This window comes from Lacunisphaera limnophila, from assembly GCF_001746835.1.
GTDB lineage: Bacteria > Verrucomicrobiota > Verrucomicrobiia > Opitutales > Opitutaceae > Lacunisphaera > Lacunisphaera limnophila.
In genome coordinates this window covers 1,017,339-1,034,933 of the sequence record NZ_CP016094.1, presented here as the reverse complement: position 1 = coordinate 1,034,933, position 17,595 = coordinate 1,017,339, and the positions used below count along the sequence as shown (strand labels likewise).

13 protein-coding genes are annotated in these 17,595 nt (G+C 66.5%); 11 read left to right on the top strand and 2 right to left on the bottom strand.

The features are described 5' to 3' along the window. Nucleotides 1–216 precede the first annotated feature (216 nt). The 5 genes from Verru16B_RS04215 to argF all read left to right on the top strand — a co-directional run bounded on the left by Verru16B_RS04215 (nucleotide 217) and on the right by argF (nucleotide 5,951). The gene (locus tag Verru16B_RS04215; RefSeq protein ID WP_069961117.1) at nucleotides 217–1,668 is read left to right on the top strand and encodes a homospermidine synthase; all 1,452 of its coding nucleotides are present in this window, start codon (nucleotides 217–219) and stop codon (nucleotides 1,666–1,668) included. 9 nt (nucleotides 1,669–1,677) lie between these two features. Continuing rightward, the gene (locus Verru16B_RS04210; RefSeq protein WP_069961116.1) at nucleotides 1,678–2,817 is read left to right on the top strand and encodes a type III PLP-dependent enzyme; all 1,140 of its coding nucleotides are present in this window, start codon (nucleotides 1,678–1,680) and stop codon (nucleotides 2,815–2,817) included. 11 nt (nucleotides 2,818–2,828) lie between these two features. Continuing rightward, complete coding sequence (argB, locus tag Verru16B_RS04205) at nucleotides 2,829–3,710, top strand: acetylglutamate kinase (protein ID WP_069961115.1); 882 nt, start codon at nucleotides 2,829–2,831, stop codon at nucleotides 3,708–3,710. Nucleotides 3,711–3,787: 77 nt separating this feature from the next. Beyond that, nucleotides 3,788–5,005 (top strand): aspartate aminotransferase family protein, encoded by a 1,218-nt coding sequence (locus Verru16B_RS04200; protein WP_069961114.1) that lies wholly within the window; start codon nucleotides 3,788–3,790, stop codon nucleotides 5,003–5,005. A gap of 10 nt (nucleotides 5,006–5,015) precedes the next feature. Further along, a complete protein-coding gene (argF, locus tag Verru16B_RS04195; RefSeq protein WP_069961113.1) occupies nucleotides 5,016–5,951 on the top strand; it encodes an ornithine carbamoyltransferase in 936 nt (311 codons plus the stop codon). 12 nt (nucleotides 5,952–5,963) lie between these two features. Here the strand turns inward: argF and Verru16B_RS04190 are convergent, their stop codons facing one another. Next, the gene (locus Verru16B_RS04190) at nucleotides 5,964–6,464 is read right to left on the bottom strand and encodes a type II secretion system protein (RefSeq protein ID WP_083270091.1); all 501 of its coding nucleotides are present in this window, start codon (nucleotides 6,462–6,464) and stop codon (nucleotides 5,964–5,966) included. Between the two features lie 131 nt (nucleotides 6,465–6,595). On the opposite strand from Verru16B_RS04190, the gene Verru16B_RS04185 reads away from it, so the two are divergent. From Verru16B_RS04185 to Verru16B_RS04160, 6 genes are all read left to right on the top strand, one after another. After that, nucleotides 6,596–7,822, top strand: coding sequence for an argininosuccinate synthase (locus tag Verru16B_RS04185; protein ID WP_069961111.1), 1,227 nt, complete (start codon nucleotides 6,596–6,598; stop codon nucleotides 7,820–7,822). A 222-nt stretch (nucleotides 7,823–8,044) separates the two neighbouring features. Beyond that, complete coding sequence (locus Verru16B_RS04180) at nucleotides 8,045–9,697, top strand: peptide ABC transporter substrate-binding protein (RefSeq protein WP_157772198.1); 1,653 nt, start codon at nucleotides 8,045–8,047, stop codon at nucleotides 9,695–9,697. Beyond that, nucleotides 9,694–10,830, top strand: a complete 1,137-nt coding sequence (locus Verru16B_RS04175; protein WP_069961109.1) for a sensor histidine kinase — start codon at nucleotides 9,694–9,696, stop codon at nucleotides 10,828–10,830. Before Verru16B_RS04180 ends, Verru16B_RS04175 begins: the two co-directional genes overlap by 4 nt. After that, nucleotides 10,827–11,645 (top strand): LytR/AlgR family response regulator transcription factor, encoded by an 819-nt coding sequence (locus Verru16B_RS04170; protein WP_069961108.1) that lies wholly within the window; start codon nucleotides 10,827–10,829, stop codon nucleotides 11,643–11,645. The genes Verru16B_RS04175 and Verru16B_RS04170 overlap by 4 nt, the downstream gene beginning before the upstream one ends. A gap of 313 nt (nucleotides 11,646–11,958) precedes the next feature. Beyond that, nucleotides 11,959–14,868 carry a TonB-dependent receptor domain-containing protein gene (locus Verru16B_RS04165; RefSeq protein ID WP_069961107.1) on the top strand — a complete coding sequence of 970 codons (2,910 nt, stop codon included), beginning with the start codon at nucleotides 11,959–11,961 and terminating at the stop codon, nucleotides 14,866–14,868. A 226-nt stretch (nucleotides 14,869–15,094) separates the two neighbouring features. Further along, nucleotides 15,095–16,567, top strand: a complete 1,473-nt coding sequence (locus tag Verru16B_RS04160; protein ID WP_157772196.1) for an outer membrane protein assembly factor BamB family protein — start codon at nucleotides 15,095–15,097, stop codon at nucleotides 16,565–16,567. A 34-nt stretch (nucleotides 16,568–16,601) separates the two neighbouring features. Here Verru16B_RS04160 and Verru16B_RS04155 read toward each other — a convergent pair whose 3' ends face one another. Next, a complete protein-coding gene (locus Verru16B_RS04155) occupies nucleotides 16,602–17,594 on the bottom strand; it encodes an MlaD family protein (RefSeq protein WP_069961105.1) in 993 nt (330 codons plus the stop codon). Nucleotide 17,595 lies beyond the last annotated feature (1 nt).

The window sequence follows — 17,595 nt, the reverse complement described above, 5'->3', positions numbered from 1 at the left end:
GGCGACGACCTCGCGCGTCAGGTCGGCGCCAGCGCCCACCCTGCAGGAAACCCTGAGCTCGGCTCCGCCCTTTCCGCCACCCGTTCGTCACTCACAAATCGCTTGCAGTCACCGACGCTAGCCCCCCACATACATCCCAATATTTTTTGACGCTCCGCGCCGGTTTTCGCCGCGCGGCCCACGTCAAGATCACCGCAAAATCCAACGTTACGCATCATGCTATCCTTCCAAAACAAAATCCTGTTCGTCGGCTACGGCGCCGTGGCCGAGTGCACCCTCCCGATCCTCTTCCAGCACCTCAAGGTGCCGGCGAAGAACGTCACGGTGATGGATTTCGTGAACAAGAAGGCCAAGCTGGCCAAGTGGATCAAGAAGGGCGTGCGCTACCTGAACGACCGCGTGACCGAGGAAAACATGGCGACGCTGCTCGCGAAGCACGTCGGCCCCGGTGACATCCTCATCGACCTCGCCTGGAACATCGACGCGTGCGAGATCCTCCAGTGGTGCCACGACCACGGCGTGCGCTACATCAACACCTCGACCGAGCTCTGGGATCCCTACAAGTCCGGCTCCCACCCGACCGAGAAGACCCTCTACTGGCGCCACATGAACCTGCGCCGCATGACCAGCAAGTGGAAGGAGAAGGGCCCGACCGCCGTCATCGAGCACGGCGCGAACCCCGGCCTCATCTCCCACTTCGTCAAGCAGGGCCTCATCGACATCGGCAACCGCCTGATCAAGGACGGCAAGGCCACCGGCAAGAAGGCCGAGAAGATCGCCGGCCTCATCGCCGGCCGCCAGTTCAACGTCCTCGCCCAGGAACTGGGCGTGAAGGTCATCCACTGCTCCGAGCGCGACACCCAGATCACGGACAAGCCGAAGGAAATCGACGAGTTCGTGAACACCTGGTCGATCGAGGGCTTCCGCGAGGAAGGCACCACGACCTCCGAGATGGGCTGGGGCACGCACGAGAAGACGCTCCCGAAGCACGCCTTCACCCACAAGGAAGGACCGAAGAACCAGATCTGCCTCGCGCAGATGGGCATCAACGTCTGGGTCCGCTCCTTCGTGCCGAACTGGAACATCCTCGGCATGGTCGTCCGCCACGGCGAGGCCTTCACCATCTCCGATGCACTCACCGTCTGGAAGAACGGCAAGGCCGTCTACCGCCCGACGATGCACTACGCCTACTGCCCGTGCGACGAGGCCATCGCCTCGCTGAACGAGATGCGCGGCTACAACTACCACCTGAACGAGAACCAGCGCATCATGAACGACGAGATCACCAAGGGCTCGGACGTCCTCGGCGCGCTCATCATGGGTCACGACTACAATTCCTGGTGGGTCGGTTCCGACCTCAGCATCGAGGAGTCCCGCCGCCTGGTCCCGCACCAGAACGCCACGACCATGCAGGTCGCCATCTCCGTGGTCGCCGCGACGATGTGGATGATCGAGAACCCCGCGGAAGGTGTCGTCGTCCCCGACCAGATGCCCCACGACTACGTCCTCAAGATCTCGAAGCCCTACCTCGGCAAGTGGATCTCCCAGCCGTACGACTGGACCCCGCTGAAGAACCGCGACACGACCTTCGACCAGTACAACAAGCCCGACCTCGACCGGAAGGATCCGTGGCAGTTCAAGAACTTCCTCGTCACGGACGCCGGGTAACGGCCCCTCATGATCTCCAAAGCGCGGCTCCAGCAACTCGCCCAGAAACACGGCACCCCGCTGTTCGTCATCGACCATGACGCGCTGCGGAAAGCCTACCGGGAGTTCCGCCGGCACCTGCCGCGCATCCAGGTCTACTACGCGGTCAAGGCCAACCCTGATCCGCTGATCGTGCGCACCCTCTTCAAGGAGGGTGCCAGCTTCGACGTCGCCTCGATGCCGGAGTTCAAGATCGTCTACGACAACATCAAGAAGCTGCCGGCGAAGCAGCGCCAGCAGTGGATCTGGGACAAGATCATCTACGCCAACCCGACGAAGCCGACGGACACGCTCGAGCAGCTGAACAAGTACAAGCCGCTCGTCACCTTCGACAACCTCGAGGAGATCCACAAGATCAAGCAGCACGCGCCGGACGCCGGCCTCTGCCTCCGCCTCAAGGTCCCCAACACCGGTGCGATGGTGGAGCTCTCGTCCAAGTTCGGCGCCCTGCCGGGCGAGGCGGTGGATCTCATCCTCGAGGCCGCCCGCCTCGGGCTGAACGTCGAGGGCATCAGCTTCCACGTCGGCAGCCAGACGACCAACTTCGACAATTACGTCCAGGCCCTGAGCCTCACCGCCAACATCTTCGAGGAAGCCCGCAACCGCGGCTACACGAAGATGAACCTGCTCGACATCGGCGGCGGCTTCCCGGCCCCGTATGATTCGTCGGTGCGGCCCTTCAAGGAACTGGCCAAGGTCATCAACACCGAGCTCGACCGTCTCTTCCCGAAGGACATCCAGGTCCTCGCCGAGCCCGGCCGTTTCCTCGCCGCCGTCTCCGGCACCAGCGTCTCCTCCGTCATCGGCAAGGTCGTCCGTGAGGGCAAGACGAGCTACTACATCAACGACGGCGTCTACCATACCTACTCCGGTGTGATCTTCGACCACTGCAAGTACCCGGTGCTGTCGTTCAAGAAGGGGCCCACCAGTCTCTGCTCGGTCTTCGGTCCCACCTGCGATGCGCTTGATGTCGTCTCCATGGCCGAGAACCTGCCCGACCTGAAGCGTGGCGATCTCGTCTACAGCGTGAATATCGGCGCTTACAGCCACGCCTCGGCGACCTGGTTCAACGGCTTCCCGCCCGCGACCGTCGTGCACGAGAATCTCTGACTTTTTCCGTCATGGACATCTCCGCGCTCATCGCGAAGGCCCGGATCCTCCACGAGGCCCTTCCGTACATCCAGGATTTCCGCGGCTCCACCTTCGTCGTCAAATACGGCGGGAGCTTCATGGACGACCCGGACCCGACCGCCCGCCAGCGCGTTTCCACCGACATCGCGTTCCTCGCGGCCGTTGGCATCAACGTCGTGGTCGTGCACGGCGGCGGCAAGGCGATCAGCCGCGCGATGGAGGGTTCCGGCCTGAAGGCCAACTTCATCAACGGCCTCCGTGTCACCGACGCGGCGACCATTGCCATCGTCAAGCGGACCCTCGACGAGGTCGTGAACAAGGACGTGTGCGACATCCTCACCTCCGTCCGCGCCAACCCGAAGGGCATGGCCGGCGACAGCGTCCTCGTGTGCGAGAAGCTCACGGTCGACGACGACGGCAAGCCCGTGGACCTCGGCTACGTCGGCGACGTGACCGAGGTGAAGGTGAAGATGATCAAGAAGGAGATCGCCGACGGCTTCATGCCCGTGATCTCGCCCGTGGCCGAGGGCCTCGACGGCAAACCCTACAACGTGAATGCCGACGTCGCCGCCGGCCGCGTGGCCAGCGCCCTGCGCGCCCGCCGCCTGGTCTACATGAGCGACGTGCCCGGCCTGCTCGAGGACTACAAGAACCCCGACACCCTCATCTCGACCGTGAAGGTCGGCGACGTCGAGGGGCTCAAGAAACGCGGCGTCATCGACAAGGGCATGCGCCCCAAGGTTCAGAGTGCCGTCCGCGCGCTCGAGGAAGGCGTGCAGCGCGTCCACTTCATCGACGGCCGCATGCCGCACAGCCTGCTCCTGGAGATCTTCACCGACAAAGGTGTGGGGACCGAAATTGTGCACGGCTGACCTGTATTTTCGATTCTCGACCCTCGATTTTCGATCGGCCTGATCCAAAATCGAAAATCCAGAATCCAAAATCAAAAATGACTCCTCCCTCCATCGTCCGCACGAACACCGCTGAGCTTTATGATAGCTATGTCATGAAGAACTACGCGCGTGCGCCGCTGACGCTCGTGCGGGGTCAGGGGGTTTCGGTGTGGGACGACACTGGCCGCGAGTATCTGGATTTCACCTCCGGCGTCGCCGTGGCCGCGCTCGGGCACTGCCACCCGACCTGGGTCGAGGCGATCCGGCGGCAGGCCGGCGAGCTTATCCATGTCAGCAACCTCTTCCGGCATCCCAACCAGGGCGAACTGGCTCGGCGCATCGTGCAGCACGCCGGTCCCGGTCGCGTCTTTTTCTGCAACAGCGGGGCCGAGGCCAACGAAGGCCTGATCAAGCTCGCCCGGCTGCACGGCATGCGGAAGGCGGGCGTGGAAGGGAAATGCTACAAGATCATCTGCGCGAAGCAGGCCTTTCACGGCCGCACCTTCGGCGGCATGAGCGCCACGCCGCAGGAGAAGATCCAGAAGGGTTTCCGCCCGCTCGTGCCGGGCTTCAGTTTCGGCGAGATCAACAACCTCCAGAGCTTTGTGGACCTCGTGGACGCGGACACCGCCGCGATCTTCGTCGAGACCATCCAGGGCGAGGGTGGCGTGAATCCCTGCACCGACGAATTCCTCTGGGGTCTGCGCCGGCTGTGCGACCAGCACAACCTGCTCCTCATGCTCGACGAGGTGCAGTGCGGCCTCGGGCGCACCGGCACGTTCTACGCCTTCCAGTCCTCCGGCATCCGGGCCGACGCTGTCGGCATGGCCAAGGGTATCGCCGGCGGCTACCCGATGGGCGCCATCTGGGCGGCGGAGCAACACGCCGAACTCTTCACGCCCGGCACGCACGGCTCGACCTTCGGCGGCACACCACTGGCCTGCGCCGCCGCGCTCGCCGTGCTCGACGTGATGGAGCGCGACAACCTGCTCGAGAAAGTCCGCACCCAGGGCGCGGTCTGGAAGGCCGAGCTGGAGAAGCTCATCACCGATTTTCCGCAGCACGTCCGGGCCATCACCGGCCGCGGCTACATGCTCGGGGTGGCGATGCAGAGTGATCCCGCCCCCTATGTGGCCGCCCTGCGCGACGCCGGCCTGCTCGCCCCCACCGCCGGCGGCAACACCGTGCGGCTCCTGCCGCCGTTGATTGCGACGCCGGCCGACCTGGCTCGCGCCACTGCCATCATCCGGGCCGTCCTGACGGCTCAAAAGTGAGGACCGACCCATGCGGCATTTTCTCAAGGAAACCGATTTTTCCCGCGCCGAGGTGGCGGAGCTCTTCGCCGCCGCCCGTCAGTTGAAACGGAAGCGCGGCCGGCACGCCCAGCCGCTCACCGGCCAGACCTGGGCCATGATCTTCGCCAAATCGAGCACGCGCACCCGCGTGTCGTTTGAGGTCGCGATCCACGAGCTCGGCGGCCACCCGCTGTTTCTCAACACGAACGACATCCAGATCGGCCGCGGCGAAACCATCCACGACACCGCCAAGGTGCTCTCCCGGTTCGTGCACGGGCTCATCGTGCGCACCTATGCGCAGGCGGATCTCGCGGCGCTCGCCGAGCATGGCGGCCTGCCGGTGATCAACGCGCTGACCGACTACCTGCATCCGTGCCAGATCTACACCGACGCCTTCACGGCCGCGGAGCGCTGGGCCGGTCCCAAGGGTGACCTGCTCGCCGCGCTGAAGGGCCGCAAGATCGCCTTCCTCGGCGACACGCGGTTCAACATGGCCAATTCCTGGATCCTCGGCGCCAACCTTTTGGGCATGAAGATCGCGCTCGCCGGCCCCAAGGGCTACGAGCCCGGGGCCGCCATCCGCGCCGACGTCCGCCAGCTGGGCGGCGGGTTCCATTTCACCACCGATCCGTACGAGGCCGTCGAAGGTGCCGATATCGTCTACACCGACGTCTGGACCAGCATGGGCCAGGAAAAGGAAGCCGCGGCCCGCCGGCGCCGGCTGATGCCGTACCAGGTGAACGCGAAACTCTTCGCGGCCGCGAAACCGGACGCCCTGTTCATGCACTGCCTCCCGGCCCACGCCGGCGAGGAAGTCACGCCGGAGGTGCTGGCGAATCCCCGCTGCATCATTTTTGACGAGGCGGAAAACCGGCTGCACGTGCAGAAGGCCATCCTCGCGCGCCTCGCGCCTGGCCGACGCTGAGGTGGCCCCGGCTCAACTGCCGGAAGCGATCACGTAAATCACGCGGGTGGGCGAGGTCTTCTGGAACCGGCCCGTGCCGAGATTTCCATCGTCGATCTTGGTGTCCAGTTCGCTGAGCTGGTTGTCGTCGCAGTTGAAGCCGATGATGCAAATCCCGGCATCACCCGCCGAGGCGAGCGCATTGTCCCATTGCCACTGGCCGCCAAAGCCGGTCTGCCCCTGCCAGCTCGTGGCGCGCAGGTTGTCGGCGAGGGTGATCGGCAGGGTGGGTACGACGCCGGGGGCGGCTCCGTCGGGCCAGCCGCCGTTCTGGGTGTTGTAGATCTCGAAGGCCTCGCTGAAGACGCGAATATCATTGAGCACGCGGGCGTTTCGCGAGGCGCGTTGCGTGCGCTGAAAGGCGGGGATGGCGAGGGCGGCGAGCATGCCGATGAGGGCGATGGCCACCATGATCTCAACCAACGTGAAACCGCGACGTGGAACAGAACCAACCGGCAGGGCGGGGGAGGGCATGGCGGGGGGGTGTTGGGTCGGATCATCGTCCGCCGCCGTCCCGAGGCAAACCCGGACCGGCCCCCGGGGCGTAATAAGCGCTTTTTTACTTTGCCGCCCCGGGCGCGAGCCGCCCACACTGCCAGCCCATCATGAAGATTGTTTTAGCATACTCGGGCGGCCTCGACACCTCGGTCATCGTGAAGTGGCTCAAGGAAACCTATGACGCGGAGATCGTCACCTTTGCCGCCGACATCGGCCAGGAGGAGGAGCTTAAGGGCCTGTCCGCCAAGGCAAAGAAGACCGGCGCCTCGAAGCATTACACCCTCGATCTCACCGAGGAATTCGCCCGCGACTTCATCTATCCGATGATCCGCGCGAACGCGATTTACGAGGGCCAGTATTACCTCGGCACCTCCATCGCCCGCCCCCTCATCGCGAAGGCGCAAGTCGAGATCGCGCAGCGGGAGAAGGCCGACACGGTCGCCCACGGCGCCACCGGCAAGGGCAACGACCAGTGCCGCTTCGAGCTCACCTACATGGCGCTCAACCCGCGCCTCACGATCCTCGCCCCGTGGAAGATCGAGAAATTCCGTGACGAGTTTCCCGGCCGCGCCGAGATGATCGCGTATTGCGAGCAGCACAAGATCCCCGTCGAGGCCTCGCTCAAGAAGCCGTATTCGATGGACCGCAACCTCCTCCACATCTCCTACGAGGCCGGTATCCTCGAGGATCCTTGGTTCGATCCGACCACCCCGGAGAACAAAGGCATGTTCAAGCTCTCCGTCTCCCCCGAGGACGCGCCCGACAAGGCCGAGTACGTCGAGCTGGATTTCGAAAAGGGCGACTGCATCGCGGTGAACGGCAAGAAGCTTTCCCCCGCGGGCGTCCTGAAGGCCCTCAACAAACTCGGTGGCAAGCACGGCATCGGCCGCGTGGACCTCGTCGAGAACCGTTTCGTCGGCATGAAGTCCCGCGGCGTCTACGAGACCCCGGGCGGCACCATCCTCATGCAGGCCCACCGCCAGGTGGAGTCGCTCACCATGGACCGCGAGGTCATGCACCTGCGCGATTCGCTCATCCCGAAATACGCCGAGCTGGTCTACTACGGGTTCTGGTTCGCCCCCGAACGCGAGGCCCTGCAGGCCTTCGTCGACGAGTCGCAGAAGCACGTCAGCGGCACCGTCCGTCTCAAACTCTACAAGGGCAACATCATCACCTGCGGCCGGAAATCGAAGTACTCGCTGTATGACGACAAGATCGCGTCGATGGAGGGCGTGAAGTCGTGGTACAACCAGAGCGACTCCACCGGCTTCATCCGCCTGAACGGCCTGCGCCTGCGCGCCCGTTACTTCTCCCAGGGCGGCCCGAAGACCTGAGCGGACCGATGACGGGTCGAACCTGACCTCCGGGCAGGTTTTGTCCGTGGGCGGAGAGCCACCCGTCGGTCGGGCTCCCCCTTGGGCTGCCTCTGTACTCCCTGCGCCTTGGCGCGGTATTTTGGCGTTTCGTCGCAGGGACATGGACACCCGTCGCGACTCCGTTGAGGGCTGGTAAAGCGTGCGTTGCTTGGGCCGATGGGTCCGCGGTACGCCTCCCTCATGACCACTTCCCCGCGCATCCCTTGGTGGATGGCCTGCGCCATGGCCGGCGCGGGGGGACTGATGCTGGCGGTCTGGCTCGCCCCGCGGCAGGATCTGCCCGTGATTCCGCGCCCCGCCGCCGATCGTGACGTGCTGCGGATCGCCTACGCCCAGATGGTGGTGGTGGACCCGCACCGCTGGTACTTCCCGACGCCGGCGCAGAACCAGCTCATCCTCGGGCTGTGGGAGCCGCTGATCGAATGCGATCCCGAGTCGGGGCAGCCGATGCCGGCCGCCGCCGAGTCCTGGCATTGGTCCGAGGACCGGCTGACCCTGACGGTGAAACTCCGCGCCACCGGCCGATGGAGCAACGGCGACCCGGTCACGGCCGGGGATTTCGTGCGCAGCTGGCGGCGGCTGGTCGGGCACGACATGGCGGGCGCGATCGTGCTCTACCCCGTGCAGGGGGCCGAGGCGGTCAACCGTGGCACCGCCGCGCCCGACACCCTGGGCGTGGAGGCGGTCGACGCGCTCACCCTGCGCATCCGCCTGGCGGCGGTCCGCTCGACCTTCGTGGCGGAACTGGCGGATCCGATGCTGGTGCCGCTGCATGTCACGACGCCGGCCGTCCTGGCCGAGGACCGGTCATGGCGGGAGCCGGCCGCGCTCGTGACCAACGGCGCGTTTCGCCTGATCCGGGCCAGCAAGGACGGATTCCGTCTCGGCGTTTCCCGGCACTACCGCAATCACCCGGCCGTGCGGCTCGCTGGTGTGGAATTCATCCGGGCGGATACGGCCAGCATGGCGCGCCTGCTGGTGGCCGTGGGCCGCGCCGATCTCACCCACCTTTCGCCCGGCGTCCCGCCGGAGGGGTGGCCCACCGGCCGCGCCGTGACGGAGGCGACCGAACTCTCGCTGCTGATCTCCTCGCTCGATCTCAACGTGACGCGCGGTCCCCTGCGCGACGTGCGTGTGCGCCGGGCCCTGGCCCTGGCCGTGGACCGGTCGGAGCCCATCACGGGGGAGGACGCCGGGCGTTTCGTCCCGGCCTACTCGTGGGTGCCCGACATGCCGGGCCGGGCCGGCATGGCCCTCTTCCGGGAGGACGCCGCCGAGGCCCGCCGTTTGCTCGCCGAGGCCGGTTACCCCGGGGGCAGGGATTTTCCGGTGCTGATCCTGCCGGTGAACCCGCGCCGCGACAACTACCCCTTTCTCCAGGCCTGGACCGACCGCTGGTTCCGCGAGCTGGGGGTCCGCACCTACCTGGCCTACGAGCCTTCGGACAAGCGCACCAGCCGGGTCCGGAGCGGCAACTTCGACGTCGCCTTCAACGGGGTCATCGCCACCGTCCCCGATGCCGGCGATCTCCTGGGCATCTTCGCCCACCCCGAACGTTTCAACGCCCCGCACTGGATGAATCCCGTGAACACGCAACTCATGGCCGAGGCCAACCGGAAGGCGGGGGCCGAGCGGCTGGAACTGCTGGAGGCCTTCGAGCGCCACGTCATGGCCGAGGTGCCCACCATCCCGATGCTCTTCGAGCGCCGGCGCACCCTGCTCGCGGGCGAGGTCGAGGGTTGGTATGCGGACCCGTTGGGTCGTCAGGCGCTCAAGCGTCTGGCCCTTGCGCCGCTGGTCCCGCCCACGCTAGGCGGGGAGGAGGGGCTATGAGCGCGCGGGGCTGGTTCGGAACCTGGCTGCGGGACTGGCGGATCTGGGGCGGGCTTTGGCTGGCCGGTCTGCTGGTGCTGGCCGGTCTGCTGCTGTGGGATGCGCGGTCCTGGCTGGCGGGCGCGCCGGATGCCTCGTTCCGCGCCACCCGCCTGCACCAGTGGCCGTTGTCCCTGCTCTGGTGGGTCTTGCTCCCGGCCGTGCTCTGGCTGCAACACCGGCTCACGCGGCTCGACCGGCACTGGCCGTGGGCCATCGCGTTGCACACCCTGATGGCCGGCCTGATCACGGGCCTGTTCATCCTCCTTGCGGCCATCCGCCTGCTTGTGGCCAACCACCTGCCTTGGTCCTTCCTGCCCGTGATCCTGCACGACCTGCGGGGCGTGGGCCGGTGGGACTACACGCCGCTGATCATCTACTTCATGGGGGTCACTGTGCTCTATGCCGTCGGCTACCACCGCCAATGGCGCGCCGGGCAGCTGCTCACCGGCGAGCTGCGCGTGGCCAACGCCCGGCTCGAGACCCGCCTCGTCCGCGCCAGCCTCGATGCGCTGAAGATGCAGCTGCACCCGCACTTCCTCTTCAACACGCTCAACTCCATCACCAGCCTCATCCGCAACGACCGCACACGCGAGGCGGAGGACGTGGTGGCCGGCCTGGGCGAACTCCTGCGCCGCGCGCTGGAGCACCGGCAAGAAGCCCTGGACACCCTCGAGCACGAGCTGGAATTCCTGCGCCGCTATTTTGAAATCGAGAGCATCCGGTTCCAGGACCGGTTGCAGGTCGAATACGACATCGCCCCCGAGTGCCTGTCCGCGCTCGTGCCCTGCCTCATGCTCCAGCCGCTGGCGGAGAACGCCATGAAACACGGCATCTCGCGCGATCCCACGGCCCGCCTGCTGCGCATCAGCGCGCGGCGCGACCAGGGACGACTGGAACTTACGGTCGACAACGACGGTCCCCCTCTGCCCCGCGACGAACTGGTGGCGGCCACCGGCATCGGCGTGCAAAACACCCGTACCCGGTTGCACATGCTCTACGGCGACGAAGCCCGCTTTGAGCTCCGCGACCAGCCGCCGCGCGGCGTCCGCGCCCGGCTCATCCTCCCCTTCACCCTCCCCCCTGCGCCATGACCACCACCGCGACCGCCCTCATCCGCACCCTGATCGTGGACGACGAAGTCCTTGCCCGGCAAAACGTCGAGGCCCTGCTCCGCTCCGATCCGGATATCTCGGTCGTCGCCCAGGCGGGCAACGGCCTGCAGGCCGTCGAGGCCATCCGGGAACACCGGCCGGACCTGGTCTTCCTTGATGTGCAGATGCCGGGCATCTCCGGCTTTGAGGTGCTGGCCCGGCTCCCGGCCACGCTCATGCCGCAGGTGGTGTTCGTGACCGCCCACGACCAGTTTGCCCTGCAGGCCTTCGAGGTCCACGCGGTTGACTATGTGCTCAAGCCCTTCAACCGCGCCCGCTTCGCCGCCGCGCTGGGCCGCGCCAAGGCCGCGGTGCGCAGCCTCGACCGCGAGGAACTGGCCCGCCGGCTCAGCGACATCATGGTCGCGCTCCAGCGCCTCAAGGCCAGCGGCGCCACCGAGGAGGGTATCGCCACCGCGCGTCCCCGCGAGGAGGACCAGCGCCTGTTCATCCGCTGCGACGGCGAGATCCACATGCTCGCGCCCGGCGACATCCTCTGGATCGAGTCCGACGGCGATTACGTGCGCCTGCACTCGACCGACAAGTCGCGTTTTGTGCGCATGTCGCTGCAGAAGATGATGGAGCGGCTCGACCCCAAGCATTTCGTGCGCATCCACCGCTCCACGATCGTGAACCTGCGCCACATGAAGAAAGCCGGTCCGGCCCTCTATGGCGAATACAGCGTCGAGCTCAGCAACGGCATGAAGCTGCGTGTCAGCCGGACCTTCGTCCACGAGCTGAAGGCGCACCTCTAGGTCAGTTTAGTTAAACTCGTATACCCATTTTCGTAGGGTCGGACCTTGGTCCGACCTCGTTGTCGAGGTCGTCGCAAGCAACGATCCTACAAATGAGCGGCCGCCTGCAGCCACACTTCGCGCCGCGGCCCGTGGCATAAATCCGGGGGGCTCATCGCCGGTCGTTTGTCACTTGGCGACGAAAGTTGGGCCCTCGCAGCCCCGCGCCGCGGCTTCGTCGCACGGAGATTGAGACAGGTCGCATGGACCTGCCACCCCTGTGTCATACGAAGCGCCGGCTGAAAGCCGCGCCCGTTACACACCAACCAAACGCATGAATACCAAACACACTCCGGGCGGGTGGGGTCAGGCGCGGCTTGCCGCGCGGGTCCTGTCTGTCCTCGCGGCGACCGCCGCCTTGGCCCAGCAAACCGCCGTCCCGACCTCCGCGGAGGGCGACCCCAAGACCGTCCATCTGGAAAAGTTCGTGGTGACCGGCTCGTACATCCCGTACTCCGTCGATGCCCCCGCCGTGCCGGTTACGATGGTGGGGATCGATGACATCAAGGACACCGGCGAGACGGACCTGCTCGAGGTGTTGCGCAAGGCCGTGCCGCAGTTCGTGGGCAACGCGAACATGGGTGCGCAGAATTCCAGCATCGGCGGCGGCGACACCAACGGCGGTTCCCGTCTCTCGCTCCGTAACGTGCAGACCCTGGTGCTGATCAACGGCCGTCGCGCCGCCTTCGCACCGGTCTCGGCGACCGGCGGTTATGACTTCGTGGACGTGAACGCCATCCCCGTCGCAGCCGTGGAGTCCATCGAGGTGCTGAAGGACGGCGCCTCCGCCCTCTACGGCTCGGATGCCGTCTCCGGCGTGGTGAACATCATCCTGAAGAAGAACTACCAAGGCGCGGAAGTGGGCGGGCGTTACCGCTTCGCCGACACGCTCCTCGGCACCTGGGAGGAGCGTTCCGCGCATTTCGCCACCGGCGTGTCGAATGACACGACCGCGATCACCCTCACCTTTGAATGGGCGCGCACCGACCCGCTCTTCCAGAACGAGAAGGCCTTTTCGCGCAGCCAGACCGGCAAGACCAGCGCCTATCCGGGCGTGCTGACGACCTTCGGGTTCCTCGGCTCCGCCAATCCCGGTGTCTATCGCCTCGTCGCGGGGAAGGTGCCGCCGGCCGGCGCCGGCCTCACCTTCGACCAGCTCGTCGCGCAGGGCATCTACGAGCGGCAGGGCAGCGTGAACTTCAACTCGCAGTTCAATATCTCGGAGTACGTGACGCTCGCGCTCGGCAGCGAGCGCCGGGCCTTCACCACGGCCCTGTCGCACAAGCTGACCAACCACATCGAGCTCTTCGGCGACTTGCTCTACGCCCAGACCGACACCTTCCTGCAGCTCGCCGCCCAGCCGATCTTCGGCATGCCGATCACAGCCGAGAATGTCACCGACCTCGGACTGGGCATCGGTTTCACCGACCCGACGCATCCGACCAACCCGTCCAGCGAGTATGCGTATGTGCGCAACCGGTTCGTGACGAACCCGCGCAAGTACTACAATGAGACCCATTCCCTCCGCGGCCTGCTCGGCCTGCGCGGCGAGGTCGGCGAAAATTACCGCTGGGAGGTCGCGGCGAACCTGAACCAGATCAAGCAGGACTATCGCAACGCCAACGTCATCGCCCGCGTGAATCTCGTCAACGCCATCGACAACGGCATCATCAACCTCTTCGCCCGGGATCAGGCCGCGGGCGCCTTTGAGCAAGGCAACGTCTTCGGCACGGCCTTCTCGAAGAACACCAGCACGCTGCACAGCTTCGACGCCCGCGTGGTGGGCGAGATTCCCGACGTGTTGCCCGCCGGCCCGATCGGCTTCGCCGTCGGCGCTGAGACCCGGCGTGAGACCCTGGAGGCCCGGCCGGACGCCGGCAGCTACACGATCAACGACCTCAACGACCCGCTGAACGGCAACCCCGTCGCGTGGGACGGCGCCACCACGACCGATCCGTTCGACGTGACCCGGACGGTCGACTCCTATTATGCCGAGGTGCGCGTGCCGCTCGCCCGCGACGCCCAGGCCATCCCCGGTGTGAAGGCGCTCGATCTCGACCTCGCCGTCCGCCAGGACAAATACAGCGATGCCGACGCCCCGGCCGTGCCGAAGTTCTCCCTCCGCTGGATGCCGTTCAACGACGAGTTCGTGGTCCGCGCCACCTACTCGGAGTCTTTCACCGCCCCGAGCCTGTACTCGCTCTTCGGGCCGACGCCCATCGGTTCCTCCGACGACCTCTCGGCCCTGGTCTTCCGGAACGGGCTCGACGCCTCGGACATCGACCAGGCCGCGGCTCGCACGCTGACCAGCTCCGCCGCCGTGGCCCAGGGCTTTGCCAGCGAGCTGCTGCAGCCGGAGAAGGCCGACATCTATAACCTCGGCATCGTGTGGTCGCCCCGCGGCCTGCGCGGTTTCTCGGCCGAGCTGACCTACTTCAAGATCGACCAGGTGGGCATCGCCGGCGTCCAGAGCGACGTGGATATCCTCCAGAGCGTTGAGGACGAGGGTGCGGCCTCGGAGTTCGCCAACCGCGTGCGCATCGGCAGCTTCAACGGCGCGCCGGTCACGAGCGTCGGTCAGATGGGCGCGATCTACGGCCAGTTCGGCTCGATGTCCCCGGTGTTCATCTCGAACTATGCCGAGAACCTGGTGGCCGCCTCGCAGGATGGCGTGGACCTGACCCTCAACTACAACCTGAACCTCGAGTCCATCGGCCGCTTCGACCTCTCGTTGACGACCATGTGGTTCAATGAGTTCTCCGTCGAGGGGGACGATTTCGTCGGCACCACCAACGGCCGTTCCGTCCTCAACGGCGGCACGATCCCGCGGTGGACCGGCACGCTGTTCGCGACGTACAGCCGCGCCAGCTGGCGCGCGGGTTTCACGATCCGCCATGTCCCGAGCGTGACCGATGAAACCGCCGCCCTGACGGAGACCAACCCGACGCGCGACCAGCACGTCGAGTCGTACACCCAGGTGGATGCCCACCTGGGTTATGAGTTCCGCGGGGGCCGCGGCCTGTTCTCGGCGGTCGACGGCCTCACGGTCCGCGTCGGCGCGACCAACCTGTTTGACCGGGCGCCGCCCTCGGCCGCCGCGTCGTGGACCGACCATAACGCCGACACCCAGACCTATAGCGCCATCGGTCGCACGCTCTACGTCGACCTGAGCCTCAAGTTCTGACGAACGTCCCGCCGGCAGGATCCAACCAGGCCGGAGCCGTCAGGCTCCGGCCTTTGCCTGTGGCCGGGTCGGTGCGGACCGCTGGCGAATGGGCGCGGATGGAGGTTTGCGACGAGACGCCCAAATCGAGCGCCGAAATCCCCGTTCCGGAGGAATGTGACACACATTGCGTGTGCCGTGCGCCGCTTTGGTGGGTTAGCTGATCATGCACCCGCGCCCCTTGCCCATGCTGACTCGCATCCCTTGGTTGATCCTGGCCCTGGCCGGCCTCACCGCCCTCGCGCTCCCCGCCCAGCCCGCTCCGGCGGCCGATCCGATCTTGGGCCGGTGGACCGGGACGGTGGGTTCGCCGCAGGGTGAGCAGGCGGAGATCGGCTTCGAGTTTAGGTCGGACGGTCAGGGTGGTCTCACGTTTCGGTTTCACTTCCCGGCGATGTTTCTGCACGGGGTCGAGGTGGGCGCGCCCGTGAAGGCGGACGGGACGGGTCGGTACACGACTCCTTTCTTTGATACGCGGTTCCGGCTGGAGGAGGACCGTCTGACGGGGACATTCACGGCCGCGGAACTGCCGCTGGCGCTGACCCGGGGCGGCGACTTCCCGCCGCGCCCACCGCGGGCGGTGCACCCCCCGGCGCCGGCGGCCCTCTGGCGCTACCGGCTGGGGGTGGGCACCTGGGCGCCACCGGTCGCCGCCGACGGCGTGGTGTATGTGGGGGGCGGTGACGGGCGTTTTCACGCCGTGCGGACGGCCGACGGCATCGCCGCCTGGGTCTGGCGCGGCCGCACGCCGATTGACGGGCGCGCGACGCTGGATGACACCTCCGTGTACTTTCTCGACACCAGCTTCCATCTCGTCGCGCTGGACCGGATGACCGGGGCCCTGCGCTGGCGGCTGCCCCTGCACAACGAATTTCTCGCCGGGGGCTCCGCCCCGGCCAACCCCACCTTCAATCACCGGGCGGCTACGCCGTTGCTGCACGACGGCACCCTCTACGTGGGTTCAAGTGACGGCGGGTTCTACGCCGTCAACCCGGACACCGGCACCGTGCGCTGGCGGCACGAGGCCGGGGCTCCCGTGTATTCCGGCGCCGGGCTGGTGGACGCGGACACGCTGTTGTATGGCACCATGGACGGGTCCATCGTGCAGCTCGATCTCCGGACGCGCCGGGAGTTGCTCCGCCTGCACACCGGGGGTGGCGTGGTCACCACGCCGCTGGTCGTGGCGGATCGCATCGTGGCCGGCAGCCGCGATTATCAGTTGCACGCCTTTCACCGGGATGGCCGTCCGGCCTGGCGATTCTCAGCCTGGTTCTCGTGGATTGAATCCACGCCGGTGCTGCGGGACGGCCTGCTCTACCTCGGGGGCTCCGATTTTGCGCGGGTCAGCGCCATCGATCCCGTCACCGGCCAGTCCCGCTGGAGCACGGTGGTGCACGGGATGAGCTGGGGTTCACCGCTCGTGACGGAGCGGCATGTCTTTGCCGGCACGGTGAATCAAAATCTGGCGGGCACGATGATCGATCATGAGGCGGGCCTGGTGAAACTGGACCGCGCGACCGGGGCGATCCGGTGGCGGCTCATCCTGCCGAAGGCCCCGGCCGGCCGGTTTTCCGGCTATGCCGGCGGCCCGGTGCTCGTCGGCGGCAAAGTGGTGGTCGCCGGCTTGGACGGATTTCTTTCCGCCTACCCCGAGGGTTGAGCCGCGGCGGCGGGGCCGCCGCGGCCGGCCCCGATCAAAAGAGCGACTGCGCGGCCACGCCGACGGCGGTGATCGGCCCCTGGTCGCCAAGCCCGTCGATCATGCGGTCGGCCTTCTTCATCGTGGATTGCACGCTGAGATAGAGGCTGTCGTCGGAGATCAGCTTGCCGAGGGTGCCCTGGCCGCTGTTCAGCTTCTCGGAAACCTCCTTCAGGTTGTTCACGGAGACCTTCAGGCTGGCCGCGGTCGGCTCGTCGTAGAGCAGGACGCCGAGGGCGCCCTTGCCGGTCTTCACGTCGGCGACGATGTTCTTGGCATCACCCATGAACGTGCGGGCGTCGGCGGCGGCGAGCTTGATCTCGCTCACGCCGGCGAGCAGCTCGTCGTGGAGCTTGGAGTCGTTCACGAGTTTGCCGAACGTGCCCTCGCCGCCCTTGATCTTGGCGGTGATGTCCTGGAGGTTGGCGATGGTCTCGGTGAGCTTCGGGCCGTTCTCGGTGACGAGCTTGTCCACGCGCTCGAAGATGCTGCCGTTCTCCCCGCCCGTGCCCATGGATTTGCCGATCTCGCCGATGACCTGCTCGAGCTTCGAGCCGAGGTTGCCGAGCTGGCTGATGACCTCACTCATGTCCACGGTGGCCTTGGTCTGGATCTCGTCCCCGTCCTTGAGCAGGGGACTGCCGGGCGTGCCGAAGGTGACGCCGAGGTAGTTGCTGCCGAGGAGGCTGGACTGCTCGACGCTCGCGACGGCGTCGGTCGGGATGTTGACGCCGGGTTCGATGGAGAGGACGGCCTCGACGCGATTGCCCGCCAGGCGGGTGAGCTTGACGGCGCCGACCTTGACGCCGGCCATGCGGATCTCGTCGCCGGTCTTGAGGCCCTTGAGGTTGGCGAAGCCGGCCACCAGGCTGTAGCCCTCCTGTTTGAAGAGGCGGCCGCCATTGAGCGACTCGAAGGTGATCCAGGCGAGCGCCAGCCCCAGCAGGAAGAAGAGGCCGACGCGGATGGTTTGGGACGTGTTGTTCATG

Excerpts from the sequence above, each read along its gene's own strand:
- argF (WP_069961113.1), top strand. The coding sequence starts at position 5,016 with ATGCGGCATTTTCTCAAGGAAACCGATTTTTCCCGCGCCGAGGTGGCG.
- Verru16B_RS04210 (WP_069961116.1), top strand. The coding sequence starts at position 1,678 with ATGATCTCCAAAGCGCGGCTCCAGCAACTCGCCCAGAAACACGGCACC.
- Verru16B_RS04185 (WP_069961111.1), top strand. The coding sequence starts at position 6,596 with ATGAAGATTGTTTTAGCATACTCGGGCGGCCTCGACACCTCGGTCATC.
- Verru16B_RS04165 (WP_069961107.1), top strand. The coding sequence starts at position 11,959 with ATGAATACCAAACACACTCCGGGCGGGTGGGGTCAGGCGCGGCTTGCC.
- Verru16B_RS04175 (WP_069961109.1), top strand. The coding sequence starts at position 9,694 with ATGAGCGCGCGGGGCTGGTTCGGAACCTGGCTGCGGGACTGGCGGATC.
- Verru16B_RS04190 (WP_083270091.1), bottom strand. The coding sequence starts at position 6,464 with ATGCCCTCCCCCGCCCTGCCGGTTGGTTCTGTTCCACGTCGCGGTTTC.
- Verru16B_RS04180 (WP_157772198.1), top strand. The coding sequence starts at position 8,045 with ATGACCACTTCCCCGCGCATCCCTTGGTGGATGGCCTGCGCCATGGCC.
- Verru16B_RS04200 (WP_069961114.1), top strand. The coding sequence starts at position 3,788 with ATGACTCCTCCCTCCATCGTCCGCACGAACACCGCTGAGCTTTATGAT.
- Verru16B_RS04215 (WP_069961117.1), top strand. The coding sequence starts at position 217 with ATGCTATCCTTCCAAAACAAAATCCTGTTCGTCGGCTACGGCGCCGTG.
- argB (WP_069961115.1), top strand. The coding sequence starts at position 2,829 with ATGGACATCTCCGCGCTCATCGCGAAGGCCCGGATCCTCCACGAGGCC.
- Verru16B_RS04170 (WP_069961108.1), top strand. The coding sequence starts at position 10,827 with ATGACCACCACCGCGACCGCCCTCATCCGCACCCTGATCGTGGACGAC.
- Verru16B_RS04155 (WP_069961105.1), bottom strand. The coding sequence starts at position 17,594 with ATGAACAACACGTCCCAAACCATCCGCGTCGGCCTCTTCTTCCTGCTG.
- Verru16B_RS04160 (WP_157772196.1), top strand. The coding sequence starts at position 15,095 with ATGCTGACTCGCATCCCTTGGTTGATCCTGGCCCTGGCCGGCCTCACC.